Origin of the sequence: Dasania sp. GY-MA-18 (assembly GCF_024734385.1) — a bacterium.
Taxonomy (GTDB): Bacteria; Pseudomonadota; Gammaproteobacteria; order Pseudomonadales; family Dasaniaceae; genus Dasania; species Dasania phycosphaerae.
On record NZ_JANHAP010000002.1, the window covers coordinates 131,894 to 146,464 of the forward strand.

Genomic DNA, 14,571 nt, shown 5'->3' on the forward strand with positions numbered 1-14,571 from the left:
ATTCAGCACCCCAGCTAAACAGGTAAGCAACGCGATAGAGAAATATTATGACTCCCAATTTAAATGATCTTATGAAGCAAGCGCAGCAAATGCAGGAAAAAATGAAGCAGGCGCAAGAAGATTTAGCCAAGGCAGAAGTTGAAGGCGAGTCAGGCGCAGGCTTAGTAAAAGTGTTAATGAATGGCCGCCACGATGTGCGCCGCGTCAGTATAGATGACAGCTTGATGTCAGAGAGCAAAGAAATTTTAGAAGATTTATTAGCCGCTGCGGTGAACGATGCGGTGCGCAAAGTTGAAGCCAGCAATCAGCAAGCCATGAAAAATATGACCGGCGGTTTAGATATCCCCGGTTTTAAAATGCCGTTTTAATTACTATGGCTTATAGTCCCTTAATTGATCAGTTAGTCGATGCCCTGCGTTGCCTGCCTGGCGTAGGCCCCAAGTCTGCGCAGCGCATGGCCTTTCATTTATTAGAGCGCGACCGCGAAGGTGGTTTTAAGCTGGCCCAGCATTTAGAGCAGGCCATGCAAGGGGTTAACCGCTGCGAGCAGTGCCGCACCTTAACCGAACAGCCTAAGTGCGCAATTTGCGCCAATACTAAGCGCGATCATGAAACCATTTGTGTGGTTGAGGCTCCCAGCGATGTGGTGGCCTTGGAACAGTCAGGGCAGTACCGCGGTACCTATTTTGTATTGATGGGTAAACTCTCGCCTATAGATGGCATAGGCCCCGAAGAAATTGGTGTCAGCCATTTATTAACCCGCATACAACAGCAACAAGTTAAAGAGGTGATACTAGCAACCAACCCTACGGTTGAGGGCGAGGCCACCGCTTATTATATTACCGCCCAGTTAAAAGCCTTGGGTGTTACCGTTTCACGTATTGCTCATGGCGTGCCCTTAGGTGGCGAGCTGGAGTTTGTCGATGTGGGCACACTTGCTCACGCTTTAGAAGGCCGCCAGGTAATTGCCTAATATGACTAGCAGCACCACCGATAATTATATTTATATAGCGAGTAATGAACAGTTGGCGCAGCGTTGCCAGCAGTGGCAAAGCGCAAGTTTTTTAGCCTTAGATACCGAGTTTATCCGCACCGATACCTTTTACCCTATAGCGGGTTTGCTGCAGCTTTCAGCCGGTGAAGAGAACTATTTAATCGACCCTTTAAGCATAGATGACTGGCAACCCTTGGTGGCTTTACTGCAGCAGCCTAGTATTGTGAAGGTGTTGCACTCCTGCAGTGAGGACCTAGAGGTTTTCGATAGATTGTTTGGGGTGTTGCCTGCGCCGTTATTTGATACCCAGTTAGCCGCTGCCATGTTGGGCTATGGTTTTAGCTTGAGCTATCAAAACTTGGTGGCCGCAATTTTAGATATACATGTGGAAAAGGGCGAGACGCGATCCAACTGGTTACGGCGCCCCTTAAGCCCATCGCAATGCCATTATGCGGCTTTGGATGTGGAGTATTTACCCGAAATTTATCAACAAATGCACGACAGCTTAGTGGCCAAAGGGCGCCTAACGTGGCTGCAACAGGAATGTGCCGAGCAAATTTCTGGTTTTAATAATGGCGAGCCCTATTACAAAAAAGTGAAGTCGGCATGGAAGTTGGCCCCTAAACAATTGCAAGTGTTAGCTGTGTTAACGAGCTGGCGCGAGCAACAGGCGCGCCAGCGCAATGTGCCCAGGGGTAGGGTGGTTAAAGATAAAAGCTGTTTTGAAATTGCCAGCATAATGCCTGAGCAACTTAATCAGCTAGCTAAAGTCAGTGAGTTAGGCCCTAAAACCCTACGAGTCGATGGCGAAACAATATTGGCTTTGGTAGCTGAAGCCAAAACCGCTAGCGAGCTGCCTGCGGCCTTGCCTAAGCCCCTGCCTATGCAAACGGGTACGGTATTAAAACAATTAAAGGCGCTGGTAAAACAAGTGGCGCAAGACTTGGATGTGGCCAGCGAAATTTTAGTCAAAAAACGCGACTACGAAAGCTTGTTGCGTTCGGGTATGTCAGGTCAGCCCTATCAATTACCTGCTTCTTTATTAGGTTGGCGCAAAGCCGTTATCGGCGATGCATTATTAAAGCTGCTCACTAAGAGCTAGCCGGCGAGTTAAGCATGAAAAAGATTTGTACTATTTATCGCAGCCCCAAAAAAGAGGGCATGTACTTGTATGTTGATAAGGCTGAAGATTTAACCCGTGTGCCCGAGGCTTTATTAAAACAATTCGGCAAGCCCGAGCATGCCATGGTGCTGGTGCTGCACCCCGAGCGTGAATTGGCGCGGGTAGATGTAAAAAAAGTGCTCAATGAAATAGGTGAAAATGGTTTTTTTCTGCAGTTGCCGCCAAGCACTTCAGAGGATGAGTATATGAAATCCATACACCAAAAAAACAGTAAAATGGGTGGCTGATGACTGCCGTAAAACCCTTTTGGGAAACCGTACCCCTGGCTGAAATGAGCCGCGAGCAGTGGGAGTCGCTGTGTGATGGCTGTGCCAAGTGTTGCCTGCACAAGCTAGAGGACGAAGATGACGGCCAGGTTTATTACACCAAGGTGGTGTGCCGTTATATGGATGATGATTGCCGCTGTACCGAATACCAGCGCCGCAACGAGTTGGTGCCCAACTGTGTGTGGCTTAGGCCTGAAGATGTAGAGAGCTTTCACTGGCTGCCTTCCACCTGCGCTTATCGCTTGGTGTATGAGGGCCAGCCCTTGCCGCAGTGGCACCCTTTGGTTAGCGGTAATGCCGAGTCTGTGCATGAGGCTGGGGTGTCGATTAAGGGGCGGGCGCTGAGCGAGGAGTTTGTGCACCCCGATGGCTACGAAGAGCATATTATTCACTGGGTGGAATAAATGCCGACAATAACGAGTAGGAGATCTTATGGCGGGTGATTATTTATTGGCGTGGGGCAGCTATGTTACCGCGGCTTTGCTGCTGTTGCTGTTGTTATGGCGTATGACGGCGGCGATTAAGCTTATCGACCTGCGTATTATTTTAGTGATATTGGCTGCGGCGCTGTTATTTACCCCGGTGCCGGTAGAGCCGGGCTCGGCGTATTGGGCCCCCGCTTTTATGGCGGCGTTAATTGATGCGGTGACTATAGGGGCTGAGGCCGGTATTAAGCGTTTATGGCCTATTCTTATTGTGATGCTGCTATTGGTAGTGCTTTCACTCATTGCCCGAGTGTTGCGGCATAGGCAAAAATCGGCGGCTACGCCAAAGTAAAACTGCATTTGGCGTACTTAAGGCCTTGATTATAATCATAAAAGCCTGTTGTTAATTGTCAGAAACCTGCTATAAATGTTTGTTAATAAAACAAATTTTCTAATTGGGTGGGCTGCCTAGCTCGCTCAAACATTCTATTTAGAGCTTACAACATGATGGCGATTGCACGCGGCTTAATCACTTTATGGATTTTATTGGGCGTTAACCTGGCGGTTAATGCGCAAAGCATGGAGGCAGCCCTAGCCGATGCTGCCAAAGCCCCCGACGTGCGGGTGGTAATAGATATATCGGGCAGCATGAAAAGCAATGATCCCGAAAACCTGCGCAGGCCTGCCTTAGAGTTATTGGTCAAATTATTCCCCGAGCAGGCTAAAGCCGGTGTCTGGACCTTTGGCCAGTGGGTCAACATGCTGGTTAAGCATGGCCAGGTGGATGATAAATGGCGCGATAATGCTATTTTGGCGGCGCAAAAAATCAACTCAGTAGCGCTGCATACTAATATCCCCCTAGCCCTAGAAAAAGCGGCTATGGACCTCACTAAGCTAGACCCTAACTACGCCACCCATATGATACTGCTTACCGATGGTATGGTGGATGTGTCTAAGTCCAAGCAAGAAAACCTAGCCGCTAGGGATAAAATCATTAATGAGATTTTACCCAAGCTGCGCGATGCCGGTATCACCATACACACCGTGGCCCTGTCTAAAAATGCCGATAGCGAGTTGATGGAGCGCCTGGCGGTAGAAACCAACGGCCTTACCGCAGTAGCTGAAACCGCTGAAGAGTTGATGGCGGTATTTTTACAGGCCTTTGATGCCGCCGCCCCTGCAGAGCAACTGCCCTTAGAGGGCAATCGCTTTATGGTGGATTCCAGCATAGAAGAGTTTACCGCGCTGATTTTTAAAAAGCCGGGCAGTGACCCCGCCATCTTAGTGGCACCCGATAATAAGCGCAGCACTGAGGCCAAGCACGACAGTGATACCAGCTGGTTTAGCGATAAAAACTACGAATTAATCACTGTGAAATCGCCCTATGAAGGTGAGTGGCAGTTGGCGGCAGATTTAGAGCCCGGCAGCCGCGTCACCATAGTGAGCAATCTCAGCTTGGTGGTGTCGCGTTTGCCTGCCAGTATGTTTGTGGGCACTGATAGCGAGCTATCCGTGCTGTTACAGGAGCAGGGTAAAACTATTATGGACCCCAACCTGTTATCGCTAGTGGATGTAGAGGTAAATATTAAACGCCGCGATGATGAGCAATCTTGGCAGTTATCCTTAAGCGATAACGGCGCCCCCAATAACGGCTTATTTAGCCGGGAGTTGGCCATGCTGGCCGAGGCAGGGGTGTACGATATTAGCGTACGGGCCGATGGCAAAAGTTTTCAGCGTGAGCAAAAACAAACCATAGCCGTTAGGGAAACCTTTGATATACGGCAGCTGACCAGCGATGATATGCCGCCCAATCATAGTGTGAGCTTATTTGCCCAAAACCCCGCAATAGATACTGAAGGCTCTACCGTATTAGCCAAGGTTAAAAGCCCTGATGGCAGTACTGCGCTTAAGGCCGTTAAGGTGATTAAAGACCGTACTTGGCAATTGGATCTGGTTGGTGTTGAGCAGTCAGGTAGTTATTGGGTTAACTTCGAGGCAACGGGGCAGTATAAAACCGGTGGTCGTTTTGACTATGCCTCAGATGTCATAGAAATTGTGCATACCGTGCCCGGTTCACCACTCCTAGCAGCACCTGAGCCTGTAGTAGAGCCTGAACCCGAGCCAGAACCAGAGCCCGTCAAACCAGAAACACCGGTTGTAGACCAGCAACCTCCAGCTGAGCAAGGGCTTAGCATGGCGGATATATTACTGTATGTAGGCATAGCACTGGGTAATATCATCACCATAGCGCTGGGTTATTTTGCTTATAAAATGGTGATGGGGGCAGACAAGTCCGAAGTGTTGGGCCAATCCGATGATATAGAGCCAGAGGCCACAGCCGAGCAAGAGAGCCCAAGTGAGCCGGAGCCCGCCGTGGAGCCAGAATCAGAACCAGAACCAGAACCAGAACCGCAAGCTAGCCCTGAGCCCGATACTGGTGATATGGACTTAGACCTAGGTGAACCCGCCGATTTAGAAGAGGCCCCTGCCGATGCTGCAGAGCCCGAGCCAGCAGCTGAAGAGGCTGGCATAGAGGTAGATTTAGAAAGCGAAATAGAGCTGGATGATGAAGACCTAGAAGATTTGGCCGACGTTGATGACATCTTGGACCTGCCCGATGAGGCCATAGATATAGAACCCGATAAAAAATAATCGCGCAGCCTCGTTACGCCCCAGTTATAAAGCTTATTAAATAAGCACTATAGCTGGGGCGTTTTAGCTTGTGTTAAAGCAAAATGTTGCCAGCCCTAAGAGGAATGGTTAGGCTGGTGCTAATCAATAAACTGTTGGATAGCTGTATGAAATTTCAAGGCACAAATACTTATATTGCCACCGATGATTTGCAAACTGCCGTTAACGCCGCTGTGACTCTGCAACGCCCTTTATTAATTAAAGGTGAGCCGGGTACAGGCAAAACCCTATTGGCCGAGCAGGTGGCCGAGTCTTTAGGTTTAGAGCTTATTCAGTGGCATATAAAATCTACCACTAAGGCGCAGCAGGGCTTATACGAATACGATGCGGTTTCGCGTTTACGCGACTCACAGCTAGGCGATGAGCGTGTGCATGATATTAAGCATTACATACGCAAAGGTAAGCTGTGGCAGGCTTTTGAAGCTGAGCAGCAAGTGGTTCTGCTAATTGATGAAGTGGATAAGGCCGATATAGAGTTTCCCAATGATTTATTGGTGGAGCTGGATAAGATGGAGTTCTTTGTTTATGAAACCGGGCAAACCATTAAAGCCAAGCACCGTCCCATTATTATTATCACCAGTAATAATGAAAAAGAATTGCCGGACGCTTTTTTAAGGCGCTGCTTTTTTCATTTTATTAGCTTCCCCGACAGGGAAACCATGAAGCGTATCGTAGACGTACATTTCCCTAATGTGCAGCTGGATTTAGTCAACCAAGCCATGGATATGTTTTTTGAGGTGCGGGATATACCGGGCTTAAGAAAAAAACCTTCCACCTCGGAGCTGATTGATTGGTTAAAGTTATTGATGGCTGATGATATGCCTGATGAAATTTTAAAAAATCACGATAGCAGTAAGGCCATACCTCCACTGTATGGTGCGCTGTTAAAAAATGAGCAAGATGTGCATATGTTAGAGCGCTTGGCCTTTTTACAGCGCCGGGAACAGCGTTAATGCTGATTAATTTTTTTCAGTTACTAAAAAGCCAAGGTGTACCGGTTTCAACCAAAGAGTTGCTGGATTTAATTTTGGCTTTAAAAAATCATCTGGCTTTTGCTGATATGGATGAGTTTTATTACTTAAGCCGTGCAGTTTTGGTTAAAGATGAAAAACACTACGATCGTTTTGATCGCTCATTTGCCCTGTACTTTCAGCAACTGGAAAATATAGACGATATTATCGACGCCCTAATCCCCGAGGAGTGGCTGCGTAAAGAGTTTGAAAAAACACTGAGCGAAGAAGATAAAAAGAAGATACAGTCGCTAGGTGGTCTAGAAGAGTTAATCAAAGCCTTTAAGGAGCGCATGGAAGAGCAAAAAAAACGCCACCAAGGTGGTAATAAATGGATAGGCACCGGCGGCACCTCACCCTTTGGCCACAGTGGCTATAATCCCGAGGGCATAAGAATAGGCGGTGAAAGCCGCAACAAAAGTGCTGTTAAAGTATGGGAAAAGCGCGAGTTTAAAAACCTAGATGATGACGTAGAGCTAGGTACCCGTAATATTAAAGTGGCACTGCGGCGGCTGCGACAATTTGCCCGCACCGGAGCCAGTGAAGAACTGGATTTAAACGACACCATACGCAGCACCGCCAATAATGCCGGCTTATTAGATATTAAAATGGTGCCTGAACGCCACAATGCAGTGAAAGTGTTGCTGTTTTTTGATGTGGGCGGCTCTATGGATTTTTATATTAAAAACTGTGAAGAGCTATTTTCAGCAGCGCGTTCAGAATTTAAGCATATGGAATATTTTTATTTCCATAATTTTATTTATGAGTCGCTGTGGGATGATAACCAGCGCCGCCGCGACCAGCGTACAGACTTAAACGATATACTGCATAAATACGGCAGCGACTATAAAGTGATTATCGTAGGGGATGCCTCTATGTCGCCTTACGAAATCAGCTACCCAGGCGGCAGCATAGAGCACTGGAATGAAGAGGCGGGCGAAGCTTATTTTAAGCGGCTCACAGCCGTTTACGATAAAGTCGTTTGGCTCAACCCCGTAGCGGAAAAATCTTGGCGCTACACCCAAACTATAGCTTATTGCCAGCAGCTGGTAGAGGGCCATATGTACCCGCTAACCGTAAATGGTTTAGAGCGGGCTATGCGATATCTTTCAGCCTAGCTTGGGTGTTGGGTTTTCTTACACAATATGGGCAGCTGATATTGTTTGTTTTTTCAGCTGGTTGATTTTTGGTCAGTTTGTTTTGTTGGTCTGGAATTTGCTCTTGTATTAAACACTATTATTTTGTGATTTTTAATTGTTTATTATAAGGGGAAGAGGTCAATGATTTCAGTCAAAACTGTAATAACCAATGCTGTGGCGGGGGCGTTACTTGCTCTGTCATCAATATCAGCGTTTGCTCATCCGGTAGAGTATATTTTTGAAGACAATCTAGATAATACTTTCACTTTCAGTGCCATGACGATTGTGCATGGTTCTGCTGCTGGTGCGGGTACTGGCTTTTTGCTTAATGGCAATGCTGTTAGCTTTGATAATGAATATGGCATTTCCGATGCTGCCTGGGATGCCAAAAGAGCGGCCGCAGATGGCGTAAGTGCTGGCGGTGGCTTTAATTTGGATGATTTCTCTGCTCAGCTGGTGTTGGATGTCACCCTAGATTTAGCAACCTTGGCAAGCTATGGCTTTAGTCAGGGAGTGGCTTTCACTATCGATACATTTGATGCCAGCCTTCGTTGGGCTAGTGGTAATGATGGCAGTATGGTGTTCACTACTTCGGTAGCAGAGCCAGCCACTTTGTCTTTATTAGCTTTGGGCTTGATGGGGTTGGGCTTCTCTAGACGACGTCAACAATAGTTTAGTTGGCCGAGGGTTATAAAAGCGAGGTTGCTAGGCAGCCTCACTTTTTTATGGGCATTGAAAAAGTTAGTGCTTAAAGGCAATTAAAGCTGCGGTAATGGCCACATTTAAAGACTCCACCTCATTATTCATAGGGATGCAAAGTTGGTGCTGGGACAAAGCCTGCACCGCTGGGCTAACCCCTTCGGTTTCGTTGCCTAGTACGTAGACTGTGGTGCCTTTAGCCTGGTAATCAAACAGTGATGTGCTGGCGTGGGAGGATAAGGTGCAAATAGTTGCGCCGGTGTTGCTTAATAACTCCAGCGCCTGTTCTATGCTGTCGCTATAGATTAGCGGTGTTTTAAAGACTGTGCCGGTACTGGCTTTAATCACTAAGGGTGATAGGGCGGCGCAGCCTTTTTGCGGCAGTATTAAGCCGTCTATATAGCCTGCACAAACCGAGCGTATAATCATGCCCAGGTTCTGTGGGTTGGTAATGCGGTCTAGGGCTATTAGCGAGCAGTTGCCTTGGGGTTTATTACTAATAAATTCTTCCACCGAAATATATTGTTTGAGCTGTATGTCGGCGGCGACCCCTTGATCTTGCTTGGCGTTTTTAGAGATGCGCGATAAGGCTTTTTTATCGTGATACTGTATTTCTATGCCGCGCTGTTCAGCTATGGCGATGATTTCGGCAATAATGCCCTGGGGTTTGTTAGAGTCAGCTAGGTGTAGTTTGAAAAAACGCAACTGTGGATTTTGCAGTGCTTCGAGTACGGGCTTGCGGCCGTAAATGGTCAGTAGGCTTTTAAAAAAACGCTGCTTTTTTTTGTATTGTTCAGAGTCTTGAGTATGTTCGGCTGCTGGCTTCATTGCAGGTAGGGAGACCTAGGTTAGGGATAATTACGGCAATGATAAAGTAAAGCAGCCGCCGTTGTCGTGGTTTGATAGGCTGATGGAACCGGTTTTTTCCTTGCAGCGGTGCAGTTTGGCGATTTCTGCGGCAAAAAATAAGCCCAGGTTGGTGCTGCCGGTATTAAAATCTAAGCTGCGCTCGTTATTGGATAGCTTGTCAATAATGCTTTGCGGATAGCCCGAGCCATTGTCTTTGATTTGTATAACTATGCCTGCATCGACTTTGTCGCAATAAATATCTATACGGTCTTGAGTGTATTTTGCACAGTTCACTAAAATATTGCCTACTACGCCTGCGATTAAGTTCTCATCAAAATAGCCACTGAGATTAGGGTCGCAGTGTATGTTTAGCTTTATATTGTTGATGTCGAACAGTAGTTGCTGACTGGCGGCTTGCTCTTCTAAAAAGTCCTCTAAGTAGACTTCTTGGTTGTTGATAGAAAGCTGATTGTTATCCAGCCTATATAGACCAAGTAAATGTATTAGTGAGTGGTTAATACGAGAGGCTTCACCGTGTAAAACACTAAACTGATGGCGCTTTTCAGTATCGCTATCATTAATGTCTATCATGCTTTCCAATGAGTTGAGTAGCATGCCTAATGAATTTTTTATGTCGTGTACCGAAGAGGCCAGTAACATAGGAAAGTCAATTTTATTATTAGACACTGGGTTTCCTTGTTTAGCTATTTTGCGCCAGTTTTTCTAAGTGGGCATTTACCGCTTGAAAGCGATCGTATAACACGTGATCGCTTTCTAAGTGCTCCAGTTTTGAAGCTGCTTCACGGCCACGGCTAATGCCTTTAGGGCTGACGCCATCTACATTCATTTTTTTCACTAGTGCCAGCATCAGGTTAAGGTTTAGGCCTGCATTATTGGGGTAGTGCATTAGCGCCTGGCTAAATAGTTGTATGGCTTTATTAAACTCTTTGTTGCCAAAGAGTTTTTTGCCGGTTTGGTTAAGTTCTATGGCTTTGCGCTTGCCGTGCTCGGTAATAGGCTCATCAGACATGGCATCAATTTTCATGCAAATGTCGGGGTCGTCAGCATATTTCTTAGCTAGATCAGTCAATAGCTCCATGGATTTTTTGTCGTCGCCTATGGCTTTAAAGGTTTTGGCCATGTCTAGGCTGAGCTGTACAGATTTGTTTTCCGCTTGTTCTATACGTGCTTGGCTGGCGGCTACTTTTTCCTTGGCTTTTTGCTCGTCACCTGCGTCGGCGTATACACCGGCTTCTATAATGTCTGACTGTAAATGGATGTTGTCGTGATTTTTATATTTACGGCGTGCGCGGCGTAATATTTCTTGGGCGTCTTTTATCCGTTGTGCGGGTTTATCTTTGCTGTGTTTAAGTTCAGCTGAGATACAGCGGGCTAAATTAAAATGGTGTTCGGGGGTTTCGTATACTGAATTATTGCCTAGTCGAATAACTTTTTTGTGGGCGGCTTCGGCGCTGGCCCAATCGTGGTTGGCTTCGGCTAGCTCGGCGATTTTTTCTTGCCTGAGTATGGCGTTAGGGGATATAGCGGCGGCTTTTTCCAGCAGTAACTGGGCCTGCTCGGCTTCACCTTTACGTACTTTAATATCGGCCATGCAATCATAAATTTCTAAGCATTGGCAGCCGTTATCGATGAGTTTGCCAAAAATTTCTTCAGCTTCTTCCAGTTCGTTTAAGGCCATTAGGCTTTTGCCTAGGCCTATGCTAGCCCATTCCACATCACGCTCAGATAAAACATTTTTATACAGCTCTTTGGCTTGGCTGTATTTATGTTTTTTGTAAAAACAGCTGCCCATAATGCGGTGGCAGCGGCTTTCATATTTGTCGTGCAGGGCAATGCGGTTTTTGCATAGCTCTATGGCTAAATCAAAATCCAGCATGTCCATAGCTTTGTATATTTCGTGCAAGGCTTCTTTTTCTAATACCATGCGGCCCAGGCGTTTTTGCAAAACACTTTGGGTGAAGGGTTTGGTGAGGTAATCGTCGGGCTGGTATTCCAAGGCGCCAAATACCATGCTTTTGGTGGTTTCGGCAGTAATCATCATATACAGGCTGGTTTGTTTTAATGTGCCTTTGTAGCGCATTTCTTCCAAAATTTGTTGGCCTGATTTGCCATCGCCTAAGTTGTAATCGGCCAGTATAATGTCGTAGCGATTGTCGTCGCATTTAAGTATGGCTTCATCGCCATTGGATGCAGTGTCTATACTCTCCACGCCAAAGTTAACCAGCATACGCCTGATAGACCCCCGCATATCCGGGTAATCATCAATGATAAGTGCTGTTTTTTGTTTAAACAGTTTAAAAAGGGCGAGCTGAGGGGAAACCATGCTGTTGTATATGTCTCACTGTGAGATAAATAATATCGTTATTGATCAATATGTTACTTAATTAAGCTGATAGTATAGTTTAGTTTGGGTATTTTACTGTAATTTATTATTAGCCGCTGGCTAAGAGCGTGAAATTTGATGAAATTTGAGAACTTATTAGCTACTAGCTGGCGCGATATCGCCTATTGTACGGCCTTGTTAGAGCGCATGTACCCCAATTATTGTTTGTTTTCTGAGCTAACCGAAAGCGGTGATGCCAAGGTACTAAGAAATGGCTTGGATACGCTGTGGGCCAGTTGTGCCGGCCACGAGCAAACCGTTGATTTTAATAAGCAGCTAGAAAAGTTAGAGCCAGTAATGCCAGATAGCGAAAACTGCGAGTTCTTTGGTGTTAGGCCCGCTGCTGATGCCTGTGTGGCTTTGGCCATGTTATTTGATTGCTGTGCGGGCAATCAGCCGCTAGAGACAGAAGCTTTTGAAAAGCTATATTGCTCAACCATTATGGCCTACTTAGAGTTTGTCCAACCTGAACTCAATGCCGAGCAAGCTCAGCAGCATGAGCTTATGGTCGATGCCGAGGCTTATTTTGCTGAGTTACGGCAGCGCTTGGCGGAGGATGCGCTACCGCAAAAAGATAGTGTAAAGGCCTTGAAGAGCTTTGCTGGCAGCATTGCGGTGAGCAATATAGGCATAGCAACGCAATAGGTCGATTTATGCAAAAAACCACTTTACAGCTATACGGCACTTTGGGCTGCCATTTGTGTGAGCAGGCCAAGGCCATGGTAATTGCTGGCTTGCCGGCCGATGGCTATGTCTTGCAAGAGTTAGATATTAGCGAGTCCGCTGAGCTAATGTCGCTGTATGCGCTGCGTATACCGGTGCTGTACCGGCCTGATTTACAGCTGGAGCTGGATTGGCCTTTTGATGAGGCCTTATTACAGGCCTTTATGTCCGCAGAGGCTTAGCCTCAGCCTTGGCCTGCAAGCCCAAACCAAAAAACAGTCTACTCGTGGCTGCGGTTTGTTGTATTACCTCATCAATTTCTCGTTGGCTACAGCGCGCCACAGCTTCCGCTACGTAGTTGAGCGTGCAGGGCTCGTTACGGCCCTTGCGAGCTAGCTTGGGCTTGGGTTGAGTCTTGGGGCTAAGATAAGGGGCGTCGGTTTCTATCATCAGCCTGTGCGGGGGGATGGCTGCTACACACTCCCGCAAGGCCTGGCCACGTTGTTCATCGCAGATCCAGCCAGTAACACCTATATGTAAATCTAAATCCAGATAGTTAAAGCATTGCTGCTTATCGCCGGTGAAGCAGTGTATTACCGCGTTTACCAGCTGGGGGCGGTAGTATTTGAGTATGTCTAGTTGCTTCTCGTGGGCGTCGCGCTCGTGCAAAAATAAGGGTGGCTGTAGCTCTATAGCCAGGGCTATTTGCTGCTCAAAGGCATGTATTTGTTGCTGGGGGCTGGAAAAATTACGGTTAAAATCTAGCCCCGTTTCACCTATGGCCCGCACACAGGGCTGGCTGGCCAGTTGTTTGAGTTGTTCATAGTTATGGGCGTCAAACTGGCTGGCGTCATGGGGATGTATACCCGCGGTGCAGTAGAGGTAATGGGGGTACTGCTGGCATAGGGCGATAGCGGCGGTGGACTCCGCTATGCTGGTGCCAGTGACCACGATATGGCTGATATGGGCCTGCTGCGCCCGGCTGATCACTTGTGCTAGGTCTTTGGCAAAGCGTGCGTGAGTAAGGTTGGCGCCTATATCTATACTGGCGTGCAGAGTTTGGGCTAAGGGCTGAGTCATAGCGGCTGTCGTGTTAGTGGTAAGCTTGCTAGTATATCGCTGCAACTGTTTGAAAGTAATCTTGTTTCGCTTTTAGTGCAGCTGCGGGCTAGGCTGATTATGTATAGCCGGTGTAGTAGTGCCCATGGGAGAATTATTTTCCTATCTATAGAATCTTCTATTACACTGCCCATAGCACTAATGGATAACCTTTATTCATACTCCCTTTGGTAAAGCGGTAAGGTTTATGTCTGATCTTTTAAAAAATGTTGATTCACGTACTAATCTTGTAGGCCGCAACCGCCTAGAGTTGCTAACGTTTAGGCTTAAAGGTTCGCAGCTTTTTGCTATTAATGTGTTTAAGGTGCAGGAAGTACAAGAAATACAAAAGGTACCCCGTTTTACCTCCTTGCCTAAAAGTAACCCCGTGGTTGTGGGTGTGACAACGGTACGTGGTCAAACCATCCCGGTGATTGATTTGAGCTTGGCTATAGGGCGTAGTGCTATCCCTTTAGACGGCAATGCCGCCATGATAGTGACGGAGTACAACCGCACATTGCAGGCTTTTGTGGTGGGATCGGTAGATAGAATTGTTAACTTAAACTGGGAAGAAGTTATGCCGCCGCCAGCAGCCTCAGGCAGGGACAATTTCTTAACGGCCATTACGCGTGTTGACGGAAAAATTGTAGAAATCATCGATGTGGAGAAAGTATTGGCCACGGTGGTGAATTTTGATACTCATGTTTCTGAAGAGGTGCTACAACAAGAGGTATTGGAGTTCGCTAAGGGTATGGAAGTGCTGCTAGTCGATGATTCGCGCTTAGCTATAGAGCAGGCCTCTACCACATTGCGGCAGCTAGGCCTGGAAGTTATTGTTGAAATGGACGGCTTAAAAGCTTTGCGTCGCCTACAGAGTTGGCGTGACCAAGGCATAGATGTGACTAAAAAACTTTTAATGGTGATTACTGATGCCGAAATGCCAGAAATGGATGGCTATCGTTTAACTACAGAGATTAAACGTGACCCAGCATTGAAAGATTTATTTGTGGTATTACATACTTCTTTAAGTGGTAACTTTAATCACGCCATGGTTAAAAAAGTAGGTTGCGATGGCTTCTTATCAAAATTTCAACCTGATAAATTAGCCGAAGAAGTACAAGAGCGCGTTAAAATGCTTATGCAGCAGTAG

17 protein-coding genes are annotated in these 14,571 nt (G+C 46.8%); 13 read left to right on the top strand and 4 right to left on the bottom strand.

Annotated elements, in window-relative coordinates:
* The first annotated feature begins 47 nt into the window (after positions 1-47).
* The 10 genes from NO559_RS03070 to NO559_RS03115 all read left to right on the top strand — a co-directional run bounded on the left by NO559_RS03070 (position 48) and on the right by NO559_RS03115 (position 8,380).
* A complete protein-coding gene (locus NO559_RS03070; RefSeq protein WP_258330319.1) occupies positions 48-368 on the top strand; it encodes a YbaB/EbfC family nucleoid-associated protein in 321 nt (106 codons plus the stop codon).
* A gap of 5 nt (positions 369-373) precedes the next feature.
* The gene (gene recR, locus NO559_RS03075) at positions 374-973 is read left to right on the top strand and encodes a recombination mediator RecR (protein WP_258330320.1); all 600 of its coding nucleotides are present in this window, start codon (positions 374-376) and stop codon (positions 971-973) included.
* A gap of 1 nt (position 974) precedes the next feature.
* On the top strand, positions 975-2,096 hold the full coding sequence (rnd, locus tag NO559_RS03080) for a ribonuclease D (protein WP_258330321.1): 1,122 nt from the start codon (positions 975-977) through the stop codon (positions 2,094-2,096).
* 14 nt (positions 2,097-2,110) lie between these two features.
* Positions 2,111-2,404, top strand: coding sequence for a YcgL domain-containing protein (locus tag NO559_RS03085; RefSeq protein WP_258330322.1), 294 nt, complete (start codon positions 2,111-2,113; stop codon positions 2,402-2,404).
* The gene (locus NO559_RS03090; RefSeq protein WP_258330323.1) at positions 2,404-2,847 is read left to right on the top strand and encodes a YcgN family cysteine cluster protein; all 444 of its coding nucleotides are present in this window, start codon (positions 2,404-2,406) and stop codon (positions 2,845-2,847) included. Before NO559_RS03085 ends, NO559_RS03090 begins: the two co-directional genes overlap by 1 nt.
* A gap of 28 nt (positions 2,848-2,875) precedes the next feature.
* Complete coding sequence (locus NO559_RS03095) at positions 2,876-3,220, top strand: hypothetical protein (RefSeq protein ID WP_258330324.1); 345 nt, start codon at positions 2,876-2,878, stop codon at positions 3,218-3,220.
* Positions 3,221-3,372: 152 nt separating this feature from the next.
* Positions 3,373-5,520, top strand: a complete 2,148-nt coding sequence (locus NO559_RS03100) for a VWA domain-containing protein (protein ID WP_258330325.1) — start codon at positions 3,373-3,375, stop codon at positions 5,518-5,520.
* A gap of 146 nt (positions 5,521-5,666) precedes the next feature.
* On the top strand, positions 5,667-6,512 hold the full coding sequence (locus tag NO559_RS03105) for a MoxR family ATPase (RefSeq protein WP_258330326.1): 846 nt from the start codon (positions 5,667-5,669) through the stop codon (positions 6,510-6,512).
* Positions 6,512-7,687 carry a VWA domain-containing protein gene (locus NO559_RS03110; protein ID WP_258330327.1) on the top strand — a complete coding sequence of 392 codons (1,176 nt, stop codon included), beginning with the start codon at positions 6,512-6,514 and terminating at the stop codon, positions 7,685-7,687. Before NO559_RS03105 ends, NO559_RS03110 begins: the two co-directional genes overlap by 1 nt.
* Before the next feature lie 162 nt (positions 7,688-7,849).
* On the top strand, positions 7,850-8,380 hold the full coding sequence (locus NO559_RS03115; protein WP_258330328.1) for a PEP-CTERM sorting domain-containing protein: 531 nt from the start codon (positions 7,850-7,852) through the stop codon (positions 8,378-8,380).
* A gap of 69 nt (positions 8,381-8,449) precedes the next feature.
* Here NO559_RS03115 and NO559_RS03120 read toward each other — a convergent pair whose 3' ends face one another.
* Genes NO559_RS03120 through NO559_RS03130 form a run of 3 tightly spaced genes read right to left on the bottom strand, consistent with a single transcriptional unit; the run spans position 8,450 to position 11,600 of the window.
* A complete protein-coding gene (locus NO559_RS03120; RefSeq protein ID WP_258330329.1) occupies positions 8,450-9,235 on the bottom strand; it encodes an RNA methyltransferase in 786 nt (261 codons plus the stop codon).
* A 30-nt stretch (positions 9,236-9,265) separates the two neighbouring features.
* A complete protein-coding gene (locus tag NO559_RS03125) occupies positions 9,266-9,943 on the bottom strand; it encodes a sensor histidine kinase KdpD (RefSeq protein WP_258330330.1) in 678 nt (225 codons plus the stop codon).
* A gap of 13 nt (positions 9,944-9,956) precedes the next feature.
* Entirely contained in the window at positions 9,957-11,600 is a 1,644-nt protein-coding gene (locus tag NO559_RS03130; protein WP_258330331.1) for a tetratricopeptide repeat-containing response regulator, read from the bottom strand.
* Positions 11,601-11,738: 138 nt separating this feature from the next.
* Between NO559_RS03130 and NO559_RS03135 the strand changes: the two genes are divergently transcribed.
* Positions 11,739-12,305, top strand: a complete 567-nt coding sequence (locus tag NO559_RS03135; RefSeq protein WP_258330332.1) for a YjaG family protein — start codon at positions 11,739-11,741, stop codon at positions 12,303-12,305.
* 8 nt (positions 12,306-12,313) lie between these two features.
* Complete coding sequence (locus NO559_RS03140; protein ID WP_258330333.1) at positions 12,314-12,565, top strand: glutaredoxin family protein; 252 nt, start codon at positions 12,314-12,316, stop codon at positions 12,563-12,565.
* Here the strand turns inward: NO559_RS03140 and NO559_RS03145 are convergent.
* Positions 12,546-13,403 carry a TatD family hydrolase gene (locus NO559_RS03145; RefSeq protein WP_258330334.1) on the bottom strand — a complete coding sequence of 286 codons (858 nt, stop codon included), beginning with the start codon at positions 13,401-13,403 and terminating at the stop codon, positions 12,546-12,548. The two genes, NO559_RS03140 and NO559_RS03145, sit on opposite strands and share 20 nt — an antisense overlap.
* 226 nt (positions 13,404-13,629) lie before the next feature.
* Between NO559_RS03145 and NO559_RS03150 the strand changes: the two genes are divergently transcribed.
* Complete coding sequence (locus tag NO559_RS03150) at positions 13,630-14,571, top strand: chemotaxis protein CheV (protein ID WP_258330335.1); 942 nt, start codon at positions 13,630-13,632, stop codon at positions 14,569-14,571.

Bases quoted from the DNA above. Each gene is read 5' to 3' on its own strand.
- NO559_RS03110 (WP_258330327.1), top strand. From the start codon at position 6,512: ATGCTGATTAATTTTTTTCAGTTACTAAAAAGCCAAGGTGTACCGGTT.
- NO559_RS03105 (WP_258330326.1), top strand. From the start codon at position 5,667: ATGAAATTTCAAGGCACAAATACTTATATTGCCACCGATGATTTGCAA.
- NO559_RS03085 (WP_258330322.1), top strand. From the start codon at position 2,111: ATGAAAAAGATTTGTACTATTTATCGCAGCCCCAAAAAAGAGGGCATG.
- NO559_RS03120 (WP_258330329.1), bottom strand. From the start codon at position 9,235: ATGAAGCCAGCAGCCGAACATACTCAAGACTCTGAACAATACAAAAAA.
- rnd (WP_258330321.1), top strand. From the start codon at position 975: ATGACTAGCAGCACCACCGATAATTATATTTATATAGCGAGTAATGAA.
- recR (WP_258330320.1), top strand. From the start codon at position 374: ATGGCTTATAGTCCCTTAATTGATCAGTTAGTCGATGCCCTGCGTTGC.
- NO559_RS03150 (WP_258330335.1), top strand. From the start codon at position 13,630: ATGTCTGATCTTTTAAAAAATGTTGATTCACGTACTAATCTTGTAGGC.
- NO559_RS03135 (WP_258330332.1), top strand. From the start codon at position 11,739: ATGAAATTTGAGAACTTATTAGCTACTAGCTGGCGCGATATCGCCTAT.
- NO559_RS03130 (WP_258330331.1), bottom strand. From the start codon at position 11,600: ATGGTTTCCCCTCAGCTCGCCCTTTTTAAACTGTTTAAACAAAAAACA.
- NO559_RS03140 (WP_258330333.1), top strand. From the start codon at position 12,314: ATGCAAAAAACCACTTTACAGCTATACGGCACTTTGGGCTGCCATTTG.
- NO559_RS03145 (WP_258330334.1), bottom strand. From the start codon at position 13,403: ATGACTCAGCCCTTAGCCCAAACTCTGCACGCCAGTATAGATATAGGC.
- NO559_RS03070 (WP_258330319.1), top strand. From the start codon at position 48: ATGACTCCCAATTTAAATGATCTTATGAAGCAAGCGCAGCAAATGCAG.
- NO559_RS03115 (WP_258330328.1), top strand. From the start codon at position 7,850: ATGATTTCAGTCAAAACTGTAATAACCAATGCTGTGGCGGGGGCGTTA.
- NO559_RS03100 (WP_258330325.1), top strand. From the start codon at position 3,373: ATGATGGCGATTGCACGCGGCTTAATCACTTTATGGATTTTATTGGGC.
- NO559_RS03095 (WP_258330324.1), top strand. From the start codon at position 2,876: ATGGCGGGTGATTATTTATTGGCGTGGGGCAGCTATGTTACCGCGGCT.
- NO559_RS03090 (WP_258330323.1), top strand. From the start codon at position 2,404: ATGACTGCCGTAAAACCCTTTTGGGAAACCGTACCCCTGGCTGAAATG.